This window comes from Shouchella oshimensis (assembly GCF_004375095.1).
Taxonomy (GTDB): domain Bacteria; phylum Bacillota; class Bacilli; order Bacillales; family Bacillaceae_D; genus Shouchella; species Shouchella oshimensis.
Window position 1 is genome coordinate 789,524 of the sequence record NZ_SNUX01000001.1, and the last position, 17,474, is coordinate 806,997.

Here is a 17,474-nt window from a genome sequence, read left to right on the forward strand (position 1 = left end):
GATCGCTCCTTGCTATATCCTTTAAAAACGGCTGTTTTTCAAGTGATGACTCATCGCATCTAACGCCTTCTCTACTTCTCCATGCTTTATTGCTTCGACAACTAGCTCGTGTTCTTTAATCGACTCAGGCGGTCTTCCCTTACGTTCAAGAGATTCTTTAATCGCTTCTTTATTAAACGCCACCAACGATTTCCAGATATTATAAAGTAAAACATTTCCACAAGCTTTAACAATGGTTTCATGGAACTGGTAATCAGCTTCTACAGGAAAATCCCCATGACTCCATTTCACTTTTGAATGGGAAATAAGCTCGTCTAACTGTTTTACTTCATCTTCTGAAATTCGAAAGACAGCTAATTTTAACGCCTCTATCTCTACAATTCGCCTCGTCTCACTTAAATCCTTCCTTGCTTGGTCGTCTTTTAAGATAAAAGATAAAAGCAAATCCACTAGTCTATAGCTGGAGGGGGCTTTCATGAAAGTCCCTTCGCCTCTTTTAGTCTCAATGATGTCAAGAAGTTCTAAGCCTCGTAAAGCTTCACGAATGGATGAGCGACCAACATGAAGTCGGTCGCTCAGTTCCCTTTCTGATGGTAGCTTGTCGCCACTTTTTAAGTCATCTTTCTGAATCATCTCGCTAAGGGCACGAATAATTTCAATGTAGCGTTTGTCCGTAGCCATAGCGCCTCCTTAGTCGATGATCGTTAATTGTCTCGTTTTCTCCGCAACCTCTTCAGGATCGACCTTCACTCTTGAAACCCCTGTTTCCATTGCTTTTTTCGCTACTGCCGCTGCAACAGCTGGCGCAACACGAGGATCGAATGGTGCAGGAATAACATAATCTGCAGTTAAGTCTTTCTCATCTACTAAGTTCGCAATGGCATAAACGGCAGCCACTTTCATTTCTTCATTTATATGCGTAGCTCGTACATCTAATGCTCCTCTGAAAATGCCAGGGAAAGCAAGTACGTTATTTACTTGGTTAGGGAAATCAGAACGACCTGTTCCGATAACAGATGCACCTGCTGCTTTTGCATCTTCAGGCATAATCTCAGGAATTGGATTCGCCATAGCAAAAATAATTGGATCAACGTTCATGCTTTCAACCATTTCTTTTGTAACGGCTCCAGCAACAGACACGCCAATAAAGACATCTGCGCCTTTCATAACGTCTGCCAGTTGACCTTCTTGTCTGTTAGGGTTTGTCCGCTTTGCCACTTGTTCTTTAACAGCGTTCATTCCATAAGGACGACCTTCATAAATTGCGCCTTTCGTGTCGCACATAACGATATCACGAACACCCATGCGAAGCATTAATTTAATAATCGCAATACCAGCAGCACCGGCACCATTCGCCACTACTTTAATTTCTGATAGTTTTTTACCGCTTAGCTTAAGCGCGTTAATTAAACCAGCTAATGTCACAATGGCTGTTCCGTGCTGATCATCATGGAAAATAGGAATATTCGTTTCTTTTTTCAAACGTTCTTCTATAACAAAACAATCTGGTGCAGCTATATCTTCTAAATTCACTCCACCAAATGTCGGCTCAAGCATTTTAACAGTATTCACAATTTCGTCCACGTCATTCGAGCGTAGACATATTGGGAACGCGTCTACTCCAGCAAATGATTTAAATAACACTGCTTTCCCTTCCATAACAGGTAATGATGCTTCTGGACCAATATTCCCTAGCCCAAGTACAGCCGTCCCGTTACTCACAACCGCAACCATATTACCTTTCATCGTATATTCATAAACCGATTCAACATCTTCAAAAATTTCTTTACATGGCTCCGCTACTCCTGGTGAATAAGCTAAGCTTAAATCCCTCGCATCTTTAACGGGCACTTTCGCTTTTGACTCTAGTTTTCCTTGATTGACACGATGCATGTGAAGCGCTTCTTCTCTCGTAGTAGACACAATTTTCTCTCCTTTATATAAAACCTGACTGGTCAGACCACCTATTGTTCGCCTTCTATTATAAACACGTTCGTTCCATCTGCCAATAGGTTGATGGAAACTTCTTTTATTCTTGCTCATCCTCACGTTCTTCTAAGCGGATATTCGTTTCCCCAAATAACCGTTTTAAAAGCTGAATCGTTCGCTTTGACGGCTGTACGGCATATTTATCTGGCAGCTTTATTTTTGTATGATTTTTTTTACGATGTAAGATAACAGGTGCTGTGCCTCTGTCTTGACTTAAAATGTACTTTAAGTCACTTAATTTGGTTGGCACATCTTGTTCTTTTTCAATATGAACGTGGAGAAATTGCTTGCTTTCAGTGGACGGCAGTTGATTCAGATCAATGGCTTTTTGAACAATGAATTGTTTTTTTCCTTCTCTTTCTTCTACAACTCCACTTAAAAGCACGAGACTTCCTTCAGTCAAGACTGTTTCCACATCTTTCCACACAGTAGGAAAAACAACACATTCACACTCTTCCGTTTCATCGCTACCAATAAAAAAAGCCATTGCTTTCCCTTTTTTTGTTGTGATTTTTTTTAGTGCTTTCACTAAAACACCAACTCGAATAGCTTTTCTAGAAGGTTCTGCTTGAATAAGTGTCGTTCGGTGAAAAGGCGCAAGACGCTCCTTGACATTTTCAATAGGATGACCAGAAAAATAAAACCCCAGCACCTCTCGCTCCCAACCTAGTTCTTCCATCTTTGTTGACGGTTCAATATCAATATAGGCGGGTGTAACAGGATTAATGGTAAACAAACTGCCTGCTGACTGTTTAAAATCATCAATTTGTTTAGCAAATGCAATGGCTTTGTCTACATTTGCTAATAAAACTGCTCGTGAATAGCCCCAATGATCACAAGCACCAGCTTTAATAAATGCCGTTATAACTGGTTGAGTAATCGTTGAAGAATACACCTTTGCAACAAAGGTAAAGAAATCTTGAAACGGTGTCGTTCGTGCTTTTTTAATCTGATCGACAATACGACGATTGACCATTGTAATTGGAAGTAGACCAAATCGAATACTCTTGTTCTCAACAGTAAATAAAGCATGACTCTCTTGAATAGAGGGCGGAAGCACTTCAACCCCTGCTTTTCTAGCTTCATAAATATAGTTATACAGCTTCTGATGATCTTGCCAATTAGCTGAACAGAGGGCTGCAAAAAACGCTTCTTGATAGTGCACGCGCAAATAAGCCAGCCAGTAACTGATCATACTGTAAGCCGTTGCGTGAGACTTTGGAAAACCGTAATTCGAAAATTTTTCAATTAACGCAAATAATGTCTCCGCTTCCTCTTTTGTATAGCCTCTTGCGATTGAACGCTCGACAAAAGCATCTTTATTCATTAACTCTCGCTGTTTTTTACTAATGGCTCGTCGAAAGACATCTGCTTCAGCAAGACTATATCCAGCACTAATTTGAATCAATTGAATAATTTGTTCTTGGTAGACAATTACCCCAAAAGTCGGTTGTAAAATGCGATTGATCTCAACATGATGAGAAAATGTTTTTTTCTGCTCATGTTTGCTCTGAATGTAGTCCTTAATAAATGTCATGGGACCTGGTCGATACAACGAAGTCGTTGCAACAATATCATTGAAACTGGACGGTTTTAACTGCTTTAACACCCGTCTCATTCCGTCAGATTCTAATTGGAAAATACCCGTTGATTCTCCTTGTTGTAATAAGCGAAACGTTTTCTCGTCATGAAACGGAATGTCGCGTAAGTTAAGTTTCTGACTGGTTGCTCCTTCAATTAAACGAAGCATCCGTTCGAGCAACGTTAAATTTTTCAAGCCAAGAAAATCAAATTTCACATAGCCTAGAGCGTCGAGGCTATTCATATCAGCTTGTGTAAGGACCCTTTCATCACTTCCATATTGGAGAGCTACTTTTTCTTTAAGGGGACGATCGCTAATAATAACTCCAGCAGCGTGAGTTGATTCATGTCTAAGCATGCCTTCTAACTGCTTTGCAAAGAAAAGAAGTGTATCAAGCTCAGTTGATTGAAACGATGAAAATACCCCCTGCTGTTCAGCTTCTTCCAGTGTAAGCCCAGAATTCATCGCCTTTGCAACACGATCAACAAAGCCGCTGTTCAGACCAGATGCTTTTCCTGCATCACGAATCGCTGCTTTTCCTGCAAACGTACCGAATGTCAATACTTGCGCCACATGCTCTTTTCCAAACCGTTCTCGAACGTAATGAATAACATCGTCTCGGCGGTAATCAGGAAAATCAATATCAATATCCGGTAGCGAAATACGCTCTGGATTTAAAAAACGTTCAAACAGTAAGCCATGCTTAAGAGGATCAACATCTGTAATACGTAATGCATAAGCAACAATAGAGCTCGCCGAGGAGCCCCTTCCTGGACCTGTCAGGATATTAGATCGATGTGCATAATCCATAAAGTCAGCCACAATTAAAAAGTACGAAGCAAAACCAAGCTGCTTTATCACCGCCAATTCCTTTTTCAACCGCTCCATTGCTTCTTCGGACGGGTTTGACTGATAACGTTGCTGAAACCCTTTCAATGCGCTTTTCTGCAGTCGTTCCTGTGCCTCGTTTTCTTCTAAACCGTCAAAACGCGGGATTGTCGGCTTTTGAAAAAGGGTGAACGTCTCGATCTCGTCAGCAAGCGCATCTGTTTCGTTCAGAAGGGCTTCTGAGAACCGTTCCCTTCGTTCCGTTAACGACAATAGGTACGCCTTTTCCGTTTCTTCTTCTAGCACAACATGGTCCACTGTAGTCCCTGCACCGATTGCAGTGAGCAGACGATAGAAATCGTAGTTTTCTTTCCTTAAAAATCGTATAGGCGGAGCTGCCACACATACAATGTTATGAGCTTCTGCAAACTCGATTAGCGTATAATCGCTTGCACCATGAATCTCTAACCTTCCTTCACTATGTGCAGTAAGTGCTAGCCACCTTTTATACCAGTCCTTTGCTTGAATAAATGACTGGCGCGACAATAAAACCATGCATGCCGTTGTCTGCTGTTGAAAAACTTCATATGAAATTCCGTTTTCCTTGCTCATCCGCATCACAGAGCTTAGTTCAACTAATTGTTGATAACCTTGCTTGTTTTTAGCAAGCAAACGTACGGTAAGTCGAACGTCTTTAACAAGGACTGTACACTCTAGCCCGACCAATGGTTTCATATCAACTTTCTCACATTCTCTTAAGAAATCATACACGCCACTCAATGTATGTTTGTCTGTCAATGCAAGGTTTTTATATCCTAATTGTTTGGCTTGTTGTACATAGGCTTTTATCGTTAACCCAGACTGAAGTAGACTATGCTCACTATAAATATTTGAAAGCAAGGTGCTCAACACCATCACTCTCCTTTATCTTCTTCTACTAACGAATCTTCGTTTTTTATTGTCATAATCGTATTGGTTTGTCCTTATATATAATTAATACGTAAAAACTAGGTGGTGAATGCAATGCTTCTAACGAAAGAAATGCTTGCTCATTTAGTCATGAACTTCTTCATTGCTTTTGGCGTAATGATTGGTGGTGCATTAATTGGTGGAATTGGTGCTTTTCTTATTGGAAAACCAGTCCTTAGTGAAATTTTCAGCTTATCAAACAGCTTAAAAATCTGGGCCATTGTCGCGGCCATTGGTGGTTCTTTTGATGCGATTACGAAAATAGAAAGCGGCTTATTTAGCGGTGTACATGAAGATGTTTATCGAACGCTTGCCATGCTGCTGGTTGCTTTTTGTGGAGCACAATCTGGCTCGATTTTGCTAAGGTGGATTGTAGGTGACCCAGTCTAATGTTCGTTCCAAATTACTCAAAGCACCGAGGATGGCTGCGTTTTTTTGCTGGCATCATGATTGGCGCCTTAATCGGCTGGTCTTTTTTCATTGCCGAATACGGTCAAAAACACGACCGTCTTCATGGAGAAATTGGTAAAAAAGACATCATCATTGAAGAGTTACAAGCAAAGAACGCGCAATTTATTCATGACTTATCACTACAAAATGAAGAAAATGCCCGACAGCTCCTTGTTCAAACGGTGTCGGTCACAATTCTAAATGCTGAACGCTACCACCTAAGCCAACTAAATGTATATGAGCTAAGACAACAAATGTTAAAAGAGCTACAGCATCTTCAAGGGACAAGTATCGAAACCATCGCAAGTTTAACCGAAGTCATGGAGAGCGCAGTTGAAAATAAAGTCTACAAAATTAATGATAACCACTATACTGTAAAAATTACGAGAACGTACGCTCTACCAGATTTCCGAATTGATGTTGAAATCATTCACGAAGAGCAAAGGAGCAGCCCTTAAATACTTAAACACTCACTGCTTGTCGTAACTTCTGAATGATTTCTTCCACTTCCTCCCAAGAATACGCCGTTGCACCAGCAGCTACAGGATGACCACCACCATGGTGTTCTTTCGCAATCCCATTAATGACAACAGCCTTCGATCTTAGTCGTACTCGAATACGATCGTCCTCTTCTACAAAAAAGACCCAAATTTGAATATTCTCTACACCAGAGAAACAATTGACAAGTAAAGAAGATTCGTTGGATGTAACATCAAACGATTGTAGCGTCGCTTTTGGCAGTTTCATTACCCCAACACGCCCATCAAACAACTCAAAATGCTGTAGAATATAGCCTTCTAAACGGACTAGCGGTAATTCTCGCTTGTAAAGTTGATTAAATAATGTTTGAGTATCAATTCCTTGATCTAGCAGTAAAGCTGTTCTTCTTAACGTCTCTCCTGTTGTATTGCGGAATCGAAAACGACCTGTGTCTCCTACAATTCCTGAATAAAGAAGAAATGATGCTTCTTCAGTCAGAGATAAAACAGAAGAATGCTCTTGTAGTGCAACAATTAATTCAGACGTTGAACTTACTGTAGTATCCACAAGCACAATGTCTCCATAAGGCTCTTCATTCGGGTGATGATCAAGTTTAATCAGCATTTTTCCGCTATTAAAACGATCGTCACTAATTCTCTCTGTGTTTGCCGTATCACAAACGATGACTAAGGCACCGTCATACATGTCGTCGTCAATCGTATCCATTCTTCCTAAGAACAGAAGAGATGGTTCTTCTTCTCCAACAGCATAAACATGTTTATTCGGAAAGCTTTGTTTAATGATCGCTTTTAAGCCAAGTTGTGATCCTAATGCATCAGGATCTGGACGTACGTGTCGATGAATAATGACTGTTTCAAACTGTTCAATTTTCTCAATAATATGGGTAAACATTTGATAACCTCTTTCAATCAGAACTAGTCTTTTCTTTTTTTACACTGTACAATAAAAACAGCTTGTCTATATAGGAGGACCTGTGTAATGAATCAAATTCTTATTATTGTAGCCATTGCTGCTTTTCTTTTATATCTATTTAGTCGAATAAAAGCGTTCCGTCTAAAAGACTCTTTAGAAAAGAAAATTTTAGAATCTCGAGCGCAATTGGCCCTAGGCGCAACGTTAATTGCTATTAGTGTTATTTTACTACTGTTGTCAAACTACACTGCCATTCAATTACTTATTGGCGGCGTCTTTTTACTGTTTGGTATTGCCAATGCTACTCACGGGGCACGCGCCCATAAACATTATACCGCTCAACTTGACTAAACTTCCCTAGGCTACTAGGGAAGTTCTTTAAGCTTCGATCAACTGTGCTGTTAATAATGCTTTCCCAACAATCTCTCCTTCTCTGTATACCTCCACATCAAACTTGCCATGCTTCCTCCCGACTTCTAGCAATCGAGGTATTACCTTTACTTCTGTGTCAATTTGAATGGGCTTTAAAAAATATAGCGTTAAATTTTCGACAACGATATCACCACGCTTGTGCATACGCAATGTCCGTCTTGCACCTTCAATCATAATCGTTGTCATTACCCCATAAGAAACCGTCCCAAGTTGATCAGTCATTTGTGGGCTCACAACAATACGATAAACAGGCTCTTGTTTCGTTTCTGTTACTTGCTCCATCCTGCTTGTTACAATTTCTTCTAAGGTCTCTCCTACATGCGGCTGACGTTGTGTTGTTTGCATAGCTTTTAACACATCTTGTCTACTCACAACACCAATCAACCTTTTTTGTCCATCTGTAACAGGGAGTAATTCAATACCTTGCCACACCATAATATGGGCCACAGCAGCGATTGATGTTTTTTCATTCACAGTAATAGGGTTTTGCGTCATCACTTTTTCTATCGGCTGTTGTTTTAATTGATCAAATACGTCTTTAGCAGCTATCATCCCTTGGACTTTAAGGGTATTGTCTACAACCGGATAGCGACTATGACCTGTACGCTCATTTAATGCTTGCCAGTGCTGAACCGATTCACCTATCGTTAAATAGTACGTTTTTTCTAATGGGATTAAAATATCATCTACTACAACAATCTCTTTTTTAATAAGTTGATCGTATATCGCACGGTTAATCATTGCAGCAACTGTAAATGTGTCGTAAGACGTCGAAATAACCGGTAAATCAAGTTCATCTGCAAGCTTAATCACATCTGAACTCGTATCGAACCCTCCTGTAATTAACACTGCTGCTCCTGTTTCAAGGGCAATCTTATGGACTTGATAACGATTTCCAACAATGAGTAAGTTTCCTGCCGTTACATAGCGCATCATAGCTTCTGTTTTCATCGCTCCTATGACAAAGCGACTTAGCGTTTTATGTAAACCAGATCTCCCTCCAAGAACTTGTCCATCAACAATATTTACAACTTCTGCAAAGGTTAGCTTCTCGATGTTTTCTTTTTTCTTTTTCTCAATGCGAATCGTTCCTACTCGTTCAATCGTCGATACAAGCCCCTGCGATTCAGCTTCTTTAATTGCCCGATAAGCTGTCCCTTCACTTACAGACATTGCTTTGGCAATTTGACGAACGGATATCTTGCCTCCAATGGGAAGCTGAGTAATATAGTCAATTATTTGCTCGTGTTTAGTCACCTTGGCACCACGCTTTCACCATTTCACTTCTTTTTAGTATACGACTTGACGTAGTGCCCTAGCAACTTCTTAACCGTACTGTCTTAACTTTTTTCGATTCGCTGCTTTAGAAGCAAGTTTTTCCTTCTGTTCCAAACGCTGGGCTTTTAAAACGGCAAGTCCATTTCCTAAGACGACTAGCAAGCAAAAACCGACCCAAGAATAAGCAAAAACTTGGCTTAAACCAGCTTCCTTGAATGGTAAATTTTCAAAAGCATACGCCCCCATAATGCAGGCGAGTAGTATACAAATTACGCCACGTTGTTTCATCGAATCCCTCCTTGTCTACTACTTTATGTACAAACAAGAAGAACATGACTAAAAAAAGCTGAATACAAAGGAGTTTGTCCTTGCATTCAGCTCTATGCCTTAAAGGCGAATCGTTTCACCCGCTTCTAAAAATTTTCCTTTTCCGTGAGGCAGTCGCTCCACAAAAGCCTTAGCATCTTGCTTAATAGGTGGGAAGGTATTGAAATGAATTGGAACTGCTACTTTTGGATTGATCCATTCAACAGCTGTCTCTGCATCTTCAGGGCCCATCGTGAAATTATCCCCCATTGGGACAAAGGCAACGTCAATATCATTTCGTTCACCAATCATTTTTAAGTCACTAAATAACGCGGTGTCACCCATATGATAAATGGTTTTTCCTTCTGCCTTAAACAAAATTCCACCAGGCATTCCTGTATACACAATTCTTTGATTTTCTTCTTCTGTATACGAAGAACCATGAAATGCCTGTGTATACTTTACAATACCAAAATCAAATTCATACGCACCACCAATGGACATCGGATGAACAGACTCTACACCTTGAAAACTCATATAAGTAGCAAGTTCAGCTACCGCAACCACAAGTGCACCAGAGCGTTTAGCTATCTCCACAGTGTCTCCAACATGATCATTATGACCGTGGGTAAGTAAGATGACATCAGGATTTTCGTCTTGTGCTGTTAGATCTGTTTGGCTATTTCCAGTAATAAACGGATCAATTAAGATCGTTTTCCCCCTTGTTTTCATTTTAACAACTGAATGTCCATGAAAACTTACTTCCATTTTCTATCCCTCCAATTCAGACTCATTCATTTCTTTATTAGCCTGTTTAGAATTAACCTAAACATTCCTACTTTTATGTTTTATAATAGTAGAGAAGAGGAGGCAGGTAAAGAATGAACCTAGAGCGACTGCAACTATTACAGCAACATACGAAACAAGAAGAAGCGGACTTTGCTTTTATTACGAACAAAGACTCTTTATTTTACTTAACTGGATTGCTTGCCAATCCACATGAACGATTAATGGCACTTTTTATCTTACAAGATTCCTATGTGTTTGTTATTCCAAGAATGGAACAAGAGCTTGTTCGTCAAGCAGGATATCAAGGCGATATTCTTCCTTATAGTGACCATGAAGACGTATGGCAACTGATAAAAGAGAAGCTTCAGGAAAATCAGCTAACGAACATAACGTCGGTTTTAATAGAAGAAAGCACACTAACATTCGCCCGTATGAAGGCGTTGGAATCACTGGGCCAATCGATTCGCTTCTCCAATTGTGAACACGTTTTAATGAATCAGCGTTTAGTAAAATCTGATGATGAATTGGAAATTTTACAACAAGCGGCTGCTTTTGCTGATGCTGGTGTTGAGTTCGGCATTAAAGCATTGTACACAGGAGTAACCGAATTAGAAGTTATTGCTGAAATTGAATACGAGTTAAAAAAGCAAGGTATTTCGGAAATGGCATTTCAAACCACCGTTTTGTTTGGTGATCATGCTGCCTCCCCACATGGTAAACCTGGGACACGCGCGTTAAAGGAAGGCGAATTTGTTTTGTTTGATTTAGGAGTTGTAGTAAATGGCTACTGTTCCGACATTACACGCACAGTGGCATATGGTGAAGTCGCTGAACAGCACCAGCTCGTTTACAATACAGTCTTAGAAGCAGAGGAAACAGCGGTTGCAGCGGTTAAACCAGATGTCGTTATTGGACAATTAGACTCGATCGCTCGAACCGTAATTGAAAACGCTGGGTTTGGCGATTATTTTACTCATCGTTTAGGACACGGTCTCGGTATAAATGTACACGAATTTCCTTCTATGAGTCAGAACAACGTCGATGTACTTGTGGAGGGCATGACGTTTACTATTGAACCAGGTATTTATATCCCTGGGGTAGTAGGGGTACGAATTGAAGATGATGTTGTTGTCACAAATAGTGGAGTCGAGACACTAACCATCTTTCCTAAAAACCTTATTAATGTCCCACCAAGAGCGCACTAATATAAAAAAAAGGGGCTATGGACGCCCCTTGTTTTACTTTTCCCAGCTCCATATATAACGCTCACTGTGAGCATCCATCCATCGTATCTCAAAGCTAGACATCTCCGGATAATATGGCTTCAATACTTTTTTATACTGCTCTGCTGTTTTATCTTGATCTAATTGGAGCAAAGAAGTCATTTTTATTACTTGGATCTTTGCATGGTCACCTTTCAACACTTTAGTGCCTTTCTCGTACTCATAATGGTTTGGATTATCAAACTCCCATTGATATTCTACATCCTCTTCCACAACAGTAATTCGTATCGAAAAAGCATCCATCAATTCATTTCCAGATACCGCTACTGCTTTCTCTGACACTTGAGAAAAGCTAAGCAATATAAGTAGCAACATACCGATCACACGCTTCATATCACACCTCTTTTTTTCTTAACGTGTGTGGTTTTTGCTGTATTTATTCATCGGTATCGGTGGATAACATCGACTCCGCCAGTTACTTCAATTACAGTGCCTGTGACCATATCGGCATTATCTTCACATAGAAACATAACGGTTCGAGCAATATCCTCTCCTGTACCTGATCGACCTATTGGTGTATTTTGATCCTTATGATGACGTGCTTCTTCAATCGTTGCTTCCTTCATCTCACCCATTATATTCCCTGGACATACCATATTTGCCGTTATGCCGTACTCAGCCTCTTCAATTGAAATGGTCTTCATTAACGAAACAAGCCCCACTTTAGCAGCTGCATAAGCAGACCGGTAAATCCAACCAGGCGCATTGTTAGCACCTTGAAAGCCATAAAATACGATACGCCCAAACTTTTGTTTTCTCATAATCGGCACAACTTCTTTCATGAGATGAAAAGAAGACGTTAAATTGCCATCAATCATAGCATTCCACTCAGATTCTTCATAATCCACCAGCTTCTTCTTTTCAAATACATAGGGGCCTGCATTGTGAATACATACATCAATCCGGCCTGCGAATGCTTGAGCACGTGTGACAAGCTCTTTACAATCGTCTCCCTTTGTGACATCTGTTCGAACAATTTGCACATACTCTATTCCCCATTTTTCTTGCAGCGCTTTCGCACGTTCGTGGTCATTTAAGTATGTAACCGTTACTTGATAGCCTGACTTCAGAAGCGATTCAGTTACTTTCAAACCTAGCCCTTTTGTTCCAGCCGTTACCATTGCATGTCGCAACTCATTCACCACCATCGTTCGTTCTCTCTTTTTAAGATACACTACCTTTATGGTTGTAGGCAAAAAAAAAGACGACCGGACTCGTAAGGATGGGAGCGTGGTCGTCACAAGGTACTTTTCTAAATGGAAAATTGTCCTTCTGTCGGAATTAGAATAGACATAGACATGACCTTATTTAGCGTCGTCTTTATGATCCTCTTTCGTTTGGCTTACTGCTTTTCCTTGATCTTCTACTGTACCTTGTTGATAAGATGCCATCAATTGATCGTGTACAAGCGTTTCTTCTGATTGTTGTTTTCTTTCTTCGTGTTTGTCCATTTTATGACCTCCTTTTAGTATAGAATGCCTTAAAGAACAAAAACTTATGAGAAAAACAAAAGGGCTTGGATTTACAATCCAACCCCTTCTACTATCCTTTGTTTACCAATTCTTTTGCTTTTTCTATAGCGATTTCAACTTGATCGAAGCCAGTACCACCTGCGCTATTTCGACGAGCTACTACTGTCTTTGGTTGTAAGACTTCATAAATATCTTCATCAAATAAGGCACTTGCCTCTGTATAATCTGTCATTGCTAGATCAAGTAAGTATACGTTTTTTTGAATTGCTATTAACACAAGTTTCCCTACTACTTCATGAGCTTCACGAAACGGCATTCCTTTTGTCGCTAAGTAATCGGCTAATTCAGTTGCATTTGAGAAATCTTGACTTACTGCTGCTTCCATCTGCTCGGTTTTTACCGACATACTCGAAATCATACCCGAAAAGATCCGCAATGACCCTTTCACTGTTACAACCGTATCAAACATGCCTTCTTTATCTTCTTGCATGTCTTTGTTGTAAGCAAGAGGAAGTCCTTTTAGCGTTGTTAATAAAGAAAATAAATTCCCATACACTCGACCTGTTTTTCCGCGAATGAGTTCTGCCATATCAGGGTTCTTCTTTTGTGGCATAATACTTGAACCTGTAGCAAACGCATCATCCAATTCTATAAACTGGCATTCTTGAGAGGACCAAAAAATCATTTCCTCACACAAACGAGACAAATGCATCATGAGTGTAGATGAAGCTGATAGAAATTCGAGAATAAAATCTCGATCACTAACCGCATCTAAGCTATTCTCATATATACCATCAAACCCCAACAGTTCTGCTGTCAGATGTCGATCAATTGGGAACGTTGTCCCTGCTAAAGCACCCGCACCTAAAGGCGACACATTTACACGTTTTAAACTGTCTTTGAAACGGCTGTAGTCACGCTCAAGCATCCAGAAGTAAGCAAGTAAATGATGTGCAAATGAAACTGGCTGAGCACGCTGTAAATGTGTATATCCAGGAATAAGTGTTTCAACATGCTCTTGCGCCTTGTGAATAAGCGACTCTTGCATGGCACGAATGGCTTCCATAATGGTCTTTGTCTCATGATACAAGTAAAGATGCATATCTGTAGCCACTTGATCATTACGGCTACGCCCTGTGTGTAGCTTGCCTCCCACAGGACCAATCTCATCAATTAGTTGCTTTTCAATATTTAAATGAATATCTTCCTGAGCAACTTCATAGGCAAGGGTTCCTTCTTCGGCTTTTTTCTTCAACGTTTGTAAGCCAGCTACAATCGTATTCTTTTCTTCTTCCGTGACGATTTCACAAGCGGCAAGCATCGTCACATGTGCGATGCTGCCTTGAATGTCTTCGAATACTAATTGTTTATCAAATCCAATAGAGGCGCCAAATTCATCGACCCATTCTTCAGCTGATTTGGTGAATCTTCCGCCCCACAGTTTACTCACGATGTTACCTCCTCTTTTTCTTTTGTTACCATACTGTGTACTTTCGTTGGCAAGCCCCATAAGGAAATAAATCCAACTGCTGCATTGTGATCAAACTCATCATCTGGTGTATACGTTGCTAATTTCTCATTGTAAAGAGAATAAGGTGATTTTCTTCCTTCTACAATCGCATGCCCCTTAAAGAGTTTCACTCGTACAATACCTGTTACGTGCTGCTGAGACTCTTTCAAGAAAGCTTGAAGGGCTGGCTGAAGGCTAGAAAACCATAAACCTTCATAAATTAATTCCGTTAATTTCTTTTCAATAACAGGCTTAAAGTGAGCTAATTCCTTCGGCAACGTTAAGTCTTCAAGCTCTTTATGGGCTTTAATTAGGGTCATTGCACCTGGACACTCGTAGACTTCACGGGACTTAATCCCAACGAGACGATTCTCGACATGATCAATACGTCCAACGCCATGTTTACCAGCAAGGTTATTTAAAGAAAGAATCAGTTCATCTAATGGCATCGCTTGACCATCGATGGCCACGGGTACCCCTTTCTCAAAATGAATCTCAATTGTATCGGCTGTATCAGGTGTTTTTTCTAATGGCGCTGTTAATTCATAGGCGCCTTCTGGTGGTGTCGCCCAAGGGTCTTCTAAAATGCCGCACTCGTTGCTTCTCCCCCATAAGTTCTGATCAACAGAATAGGGGTTATCTAAATCAATTGGAATTGGAATATTGTTTGCTTTAGCATATTCAATTTCCTCATCACGAGACCATGCCCACTCACGAACAGGTGCAAGTACTTTTAAATCTGGATTAAGTGCTTGAATCGACACTTCAAAACGGACTTGATCATTCCCTTTTCCAGTGCATCCATGGGCCACTGCAGAAGCACCTGTTTGTTCTGCGACTTCAACAAGCTTTTTCGAGATTAACGGGCGAGAAAGAGCAGATACTAGCGGATATTTTTGTTCATAGAGTGCATGAGATTGGAGAGCTGGAAGAACAAATTCCTCAGCAAACTCTTTTTTTGCATCAATAGTATAGGATTGAATAGCCCCAACGGTCAGTGCTTTTTGTTTCACAAATTCTAAGTCTTTTCCTTCACCTACATCAAGACCAACAGCAATCACATCATATCCTTTATCGGTTAACCATTTTACTGCTACTGATGTATCTAAACCACCTGAATATGCAAGTACTACTTTTTCTTTCGCCACAAAAATCTCCTCCAGTTTTTATGAATAAAAATTCTCATTATATTATTTTTATACAATAAAAGGTGAAAAATGAACCGGGGGTATGTGCCCCAGTTGTATAAAACCAAACAATTAACTTATGAATATACATTACTTTACCAGTCATAGATTGTTTTGACAAGAGGTTTTTGGGATTTTTTGTTCTAAGTTTTAATTCCTTTTCTTAAACCATTCGTTTCTGTAAATCTACAGGCTGTTAGTACTCTGAAAAGCGATGAAGCCAACGCTTTTTGTAAAAGCACTGTGCATCCATTGTTAATGATTGCATAGATTTATAAGAGACAGAAGCTTGGTATGCTCCAAGTAAGAGACGCTTAAACGGAACACGTCTATGCCCAATTTGTTTATACAGTGACATGCGTATAATCTGTTTTAACAACTGCTTCACAACAGCTTCTGACACCATGTCTTCTTTGCCAAGATACATAGGCTCGTTTTGGTCACAAGCAATGCCATCCTTTGTTAACGATCGCCACTCCTCGTACTTTACCTGCTTTGGTAAAAAACTGTATATGAAAAGCCGCAGTGATAAAATGGTTTCTGCAGTCCCACCTGTTTGAGTGAATTGATAGAAATGACCGACTTTATCAAGTGCTTTTTTTGATACATACAGACTGAGAGGAAGGTGTGTTAGTAAAGCTGTGTTCGAATGGGTACTCATCCCCCCTTGAACAAGGGCAAGTAGTCGAGTGCGAGCTAATTCTTTATGTAAGAGATGTTGCTTTTCATTCCTAACAGCAATCGAATCATCAGGCTCTAATTGCAAAGTGGACTGGAATGTTGACTGTAAGAAATCGGATTGAATCCATTGGTACAATTGAATGGCTATTGGATCCATGTAGTGAGTCCAACTTTCATCAATTACCTGTCTACCACTGGGGCTCTTTTTCTTCGCTTGAAAGAACAACTGCTTTTCATACTCTTCAATTTCTTTTTGCCACTGCTCAACACTAGACATGATTGTTATTCTCCTTCCTCTTCAAAGTGGGTAAACATTTTTCGTTTAAACAAAGGGATATATGGAAACCCTTCTTCATTCACTTGTTCCAAAGCTCGTAATTCTGTATTCATGCGCTTTAAGTAAAAATACAAAATGGCTTCCGCTGTTTTTGGCTTTACGGATGTTTCTTCTGTTTGATCATACTGACCAAGAATGGTGTGTTTTAATTGTACAACCTCTTTATTAAGCACATCTATTTTTTGTTGCTGTGCTGCTTGGTTGATCATTTCAATACTTAATACGACTTGGCCAATCAGCTCACCTACGGTTGTGTATTCAGGGGTGAGTGGATCATTTAATGCTTGGATTTTTCCAATGTCCCCTAATAAACAGGCCGCTAAAACAATGTCTCCGTTAATCGTCTTATACAACGGAAGGAGCTGCAACGCTGCCGTCATAAGTTCAACAATTTGCTCTAATAACCCTGCATAATAAGCATGATGATACGTCTTACCAGCCGGATATGTTGTTAATTTCTCACGAATTCCGCGATTACTGTATATTTCTTTAACGAGCTGTTGTAAAGTAGGCGACTCAATGTCATCCATCATCATCCGTAGCTCATGCCATAGATCTTCCCGAGATAACCCCGGCTTTGAGATTAGTTCAGTTCGATTTATTTGATCATCCTCTGTTGCTAATCGAATTTTCTTTATGGTTAACATTTGCTTTGAGCGAAAGGTTTCAAGGGCACCTTCCACTTTCACAACCGATTTTGGAACAAACTTTTGCTGCTGGTCATCTGTTATATCCCACAGCCGAGCAGAGAGGAGGTTATGCTGTTGTTGCAACGTGAAATTTGCGTAAAGCGATCCATTTGCTGCCTGTTTAATTTCACGTTCTCGAATCATATAAAAATCAGCTTCCATCATCAACACCTCCATCCATTATCTTAGCTGAGAAGTGTGTAAAAGGCAAAAGAAGTTCTTACCCTATTCTTGCTGCCTCCCCAGAGCTATTTTCTATTATTCATACTGGCATTCTTA

18 protein-coding genes are annotated in these 17,474 nt (G+C 40.1%); 4 read left to right on the forward strand and 14 right to left on the reverse strand.

The annotated features are described in order from the left end of the window. Window positions 1–21: 21 nt before the first annotated feature. The 3 genes from E2L03_RS04130 to E2L03_RS04140 form a co-directional block, all read right to left on the reverse strand. Window positions 22–681, reverse strand: coding sequence for a FadR/GntR family transcriptional regulator (locus E2L03_RS04130; protein WP_038481894.1), 660 nt, complete (start codon window positions 679–681; stop codon window positions 22–24). A gap of 9 nt (window positions 682–690) precedes the next feature. After that, on the reverse strand, window positions 691–1,893 hold the full coding sequence (gene ystJ, locus E2L03_RS04135; protein WP_095151166.1) for an NADP-dependent malic enzyme: 1,203 nt from the start codon (window positions 1,891–1,893) through the stop codon (window positions 691–693). Between the two features lie 136 nt (window positions 1,894–2,029). Beyond that, on the reverse strand, window positions 2,030–5,299 hold the full coding sequence (locus E2L03_RS04140; RefSeq protein WP_166740179.1) for a DNA polymerase III subunit alpha: 3,270 nt from the start codon (window positions 5,297–5,299) through the stop codon (window positions 2,030–2,032). A gap of 123 nt (window positions 5,300–5,422) precedes the next feature. Here E2L03_RS04140 and E2L03_RS04145 point away from each other — a divergent pair, with 123 nt between their 5' ends. Both E2L03_RS04145 and ytrI read left to right on the forward strand, forming a co-directional pair. Beyond that, entirely contained in the window at window positions 5,423–5,758 is a 336-nt protein-coding gene (locus E2L03_RS04145; RefSeq protein ID WP_038481900.1) for a YtrH family sporulation protein, read from the forward strand. Beyond that, window positions 5,758–6,276 (forward strand): sporulation membrane protein YtrI, encoded by a 519-nt coding sequence (ytrI, locus tag E2L03_RS04150; RefSeq protein ID WP_038481903.1) that lies wholly within the window; start codon window positions 5,758–5,760, stop codon window positions 6,274–6,276. The genes E2L03_RS04145 and ytrI overlap by 1 nt, the downstream gene beginning before the upstream one ends. 4 nt (window positions 6,277–6,280) lie before the next feature. On the opposite strand, the gene E2L03_RS04155 is transcribed toward ytrI, so the two are convergent. Beyond that, window positions 6,281–7,210 carry a DHH family phosphoesterase gene (locus E2L03_RS04155; protein ID WP_038481906.1) on the reverse strand — a complete coding sequence of 310 codons (930 nt, stop codon included), beginning with the start codon at window positions 7,208–7,210 and terminating at the stop codon, window positions 6,281–6,283. An 87-nt stretch (window positions 7,211–7,297) separates the two neighbouring features. Here E2L03_RS04155 and E2L03_RS04160 point away from each other — a divergent pair, with 87 nt between their 5' ends. Beyond that, window positions 7,298–7,582 (forward strand): YtpI family protein, encoded by a 285-nt coding sequence (locus E2L03_RS04160; protein ID WP_038481909.1) that lies wholly within the window; start codon window positions 7,298–7,300, stop codon window positions 7,580–7,582. Window positions 7,583–7,609: 27 nt separating this feature from the next. On the opposite strand, the gene E2L03_RS04165 is transcribed toward E2L03_RS04160, so the two are convergent. The 3 genes from E2L03_RS04165 to E2L03_RS04175 form a co-directional block, all read right to left on the reverse strand. Continuing rightward, entirely contained in the window at window positions 7,610–8,920 is a 1,311-nt protein-coding gene (locus tag E2L03_RS04165) for a DRTGG domain-containing protein (RefSeq protein WP_038481912.1), read from the reverse strand. A 69-nt stretch (window positions 8,921–8,989) separates the two neighbouring features. Continuing rightward, window positions 8,990–9,229 carry a hypothetical protein gene (locus E2L03_RS04170; protein ID WP_038481915.1) on the reverse strand — a complete coding sequence of 80 codons (240 nt, stop codon included), beginning with the start codon at window positions 9,227–9,229 and terminating at the stop codon, window positions 8,990–8,992. Between the two features lie 99 nt (window positions 9,230–9,328). Then, window positions 9,329–10,015 (reverse strand): metal-dependent hydrolase, encoded by a 687-nt coding sequence (locus E2L03_RS04175; RefSeq protein WP_038481918.1) that lies wholly within the window; start codon window positions 10,013–10,015, stop codon window positions 9,329–9,331. A gap of 113 nt (window positions 10,016–10,128) precedes the next feature. Between E2L03_RS04175 and E2L03_RS04180 the strand changes: the two genes are divergently transcribed. Further along, a complete protein-coding gene (locus E2L03_RS04180) occupies window positions 10,129–11,241 on the forward strand; it encodes an aminopeptidase P family protein (RefSeq protein ID WP_134258601.1) in 1,113 nt (370 codons plus the stop codon). Window positions 11,242–11,274: 33 nt separating this feature from the next. On the opposite strand, the gene E2L03_RS04185 is transcribed toward E2L03_RS04180, so the two are convergent. The 7 genes from E2L03_RS04185 to E2L03_RS04210 all read right to left on the reverse strand — a co-directional run bounded on the left by E2L03_RS04185 (window position 11,275) and on the right by E2L03_RS04210 (window position 17,357). After that, on the reverse strand, window positions 11,275–11,652 hold the full coding sequence (locus tag E2L03_RS04185) for a hypothetical protein (protein WP_038481924.1): 378 nt from the start codon (window positions 11,650–11,652) through the stop codon (window positions 11,275–11,277). Between the two features lie 47 nt (window positions 11,653–11,699). Then, window positions 11,700–12,452 (reverse strand): SDR family oxidoreductase, encoded by a 753-nt coding sequence (locus E2L03_RS04190; protein ID WP_243839506.1) that lies wholly within the window; start codon window positions 12,450–12,452, stop codon window positions 11,700–11,702. Window positions 12,453–12,623: 171 nt separating this feature from the next. After that, window positions 12,624–12,770, reverse strand: a complete 147-nt coding sequence (locus E2L03_RS20210; RefSeq protein WP_158318537.1) for a hypothetical protein — start codon at window positions 12,768–12,770, stop codon at window positions 12,624–12,626. A 91-nt stretch (window positions 12,771–12,861) separates the two neighbouring features. Next, the gene (argH, locus tag E2L03_RS04195; protein ID WP_134258602.1) at window positions 12,862–14,241 is read right to left on the reverse strand and encodes an argininosuccinate lyase; all 1,380 of its coding nucleotides are present in this window, start codon (window positions 14,239–14,241) and stop codon (window positions 12,862–12,864) included. After that, the gene (locus E2L03_RS04200) at window positions 14,238–15,449 is read right to left on the reverse strand and encodes an argininosuccinate synthase (protein ID WP_038481934.1); all 1,212 of its coding nucleotides are present in this window, start codon (window positions 15,447–15,449) and stop codon (window positions 14,238–14,240) included. Before E2L03_RS04200 ends, argH begins: the two co-directional genes overlap by 4 nt. Window positions 15,450–15,684: 235 nt before the next feature. After that, window positions 15,685–16,446, reverse strand: coding sequence for an EcsC family protein (locus E2L03_RS04205; RefSeq protein WP_134258603.1), 762 nt, complete (start codon window positions 16,444–16,446; stop codon window positions 15,685–15,687). Between the two features lie 5 nt (window positions 16,447–16,451). Continuing rightward, window positions 16,452–17,357 carry a 3'-5' exoribonuclease YhaM family protein gene (locus tag E2L03_RS04210; protein ID WP_243839501.1) on the reverse strand — a complete coding sequence of 302 codons (906 nt, stop codon included), beginning with the start codon at window positions 17,355–17,357 and terminating at the stop codon, window positions 16,452–16,454. Window positions 17,358–17,474 lie beyond the last annotated feature (117 nt).

Bases quoted from the DNA above. Each gene is read 5' to 3' on its own strand.
- E2L03_RS04210 (WP_243839501.1), bottom strand. From the start codon at position 17,357: ATGGAAGCTGATTTTTATATGATTCGAGAACGTGAAATTAAACAGGCA.
- E2L03_RS04160 (WP_038481909.1), top strand. From the start codon at position 7,298: ATGAATCAAATTCTTATTATTGTAGCCATTGCTGCTTTTCTTTTATAT.
- E2L03_RS04170 (WP_038481915.1), bottom strand. From the start codon at position 9,229: ATGAAACAACGTGGCGTAATTTGTATACTACTCGCCTGCATTATGGGG.
- E2L03_RS04145 (WP_038481900.1), top strand. From the start codon at position 5,423: ATGCTTCTAACGAAAGAAATGCTTGCTCATTTAGTCATGAACTTCTTC.
- E2L03_RS04130 (WP_038481894.1), bottom strand. From the start codon at position 681: ATGGCTACGGACAAACGCTACATTGAAATTATTCGTGCCCTTAGCGAG.
- E2L03_RS20210 (WP_158318537.1), bottom strand. From the start codon at position 12,770: ATGGACAAACACGAAGAAAGAAAACAACAATCAGAAGAAACGCTTGTA.
- ystJ (WP_095151166.1), bottom strand. From the start codon at position 1,893: ATGCATCGTGTCAATCAAGGAAAACTAGAGTCAAAAGCGAAAGTGCCC.
- E2L03_RS04180 (WP_134258601.1), top strand. From the start codon at position 10,129: ATGAACCTAGAGCGACTGCAACTATTACAGCAACATACGAAACAAGAA.
- E2L03_RS04185 (WP_038481924.1), bottom strand. From the start codon at position 11,652: ATGAAGCGTGTGATCGGTATGTTGCTACTTATATTGCTTAGCTTTTCT.
- E2L03_RS04205 (WP_134258603.1), bottom strand. From the start codon at position 16,446: ATGTCTAGTGTTGAGCAGTGGCAAAAAGAAATTGAAGAGTATGAAAAG.
- E2L03_RS04155 (WP_038481906.1), bottom strand. From the start codon at position 7,210: ATGTTTACCCATATTATTGAGAAAATTGAACAGTTTGAAACAGTCATT.
- E2L03_RS04175 (WP_038481918.1), bottom strand. From the start codon at position 10,015: ATGGAAGTAAGTTTTCATGGACATTCAGTTGTTAAAATGAAAACAAGG.
- ytrI (WP_038481903.1), top strand. From the start codon at position 5,758: ATGTTCGTTCCAAATTACTCAAAGCACCGAGGATGGCTGCGTTTTTTT.